Here is a 677-nt window from a genome sequence, read left to right as displayed (position 1 = left end):
GGCTTCAGTCGGCGTGGCCGCGCCGGGAATGCAGGCCAGGCCACGCGCCTTGGCCACGCGGATGACGGCGACGTCGGCATGCGGCATGACGATGAGGCGGCCACCGGCGATCTGCACATCACGCACCGCGTCGGCGCTGAGCACTGTGCCGGCGCCGATCAGCGCGTCGTTGGGCATGCGGCGTGCGAGGCGGGCGATCGAGTCCAGCGCCTGGGGCGAGTTCAGGGGCACCTCGATGACGCGGAAGCCTTCGGCGTAGAGGGTGTCGGCGATGGCCTCGACTTCGTCAGGCTTGACGCCGCGCAGGATGGCGACGAGGGGGAGTTGTTGCAGTGCCTGGTCGAGCATGTCAAAGCCCCATGGTTTGCGCCAGCCGCCAGAGGCCGGCGGGCGCGGTGTTGTCGAGTTGCAGCGGCTCGTCCATGCCGAAACGGCCGAGGGCGAGCGCATATCGTGCGCACAACGCCGGGTCGCCGATGAGGGCCAGACGCTCGGGCGTGGCGGCCTTCAGTTCGTTGGCGATCTCGTGGCCGATCAGCAGGCCCGAGAGGTAGTCAGGCAACTGCTCTGCGGCCAAGCGCTTGAAGAGGCCCAGCGTGCGCACGGCAAAGAGTTGGTGGCCCAAAGCCCCGTCCTTGCGCGCTGCGTCGACGCCGGCCAGGAACGCCTGGGAGGAG

At 69.4% G+C, this 677-nt stretch carries 2 protein-coding genes; both read right to left on the bottom strand.

All coding sequences use genetic code 11. The annotated features are described in order from the left end of the window. A partial coding sequence (locus tag AC1DU6_RS34215; protein WP_477862891.1) for a beta/alpha barrel domain-containing protein occupies nucleotides 1-348 on the bottom strand: 348 nt, incomplete at its 3' end. A gap of 1 nt (nucleotide 349) precedes the next feature. Next, on the bottom strand, nucleotides 350-677 hold a 328-nt coding region (locus AC1DU6_RS34210; protein WP_477862889.1), incomplete at its 5' end, for a 2-dehydro-3-deoxygalactonokinase.

Source organism: Roseateles sp. P5_B10, from assembly GCF_056400485.1.
Note: the sequence above shows the minus strand (reverse complement) of the source record. Positions and strands in the feature narration are given on the sequence as shown.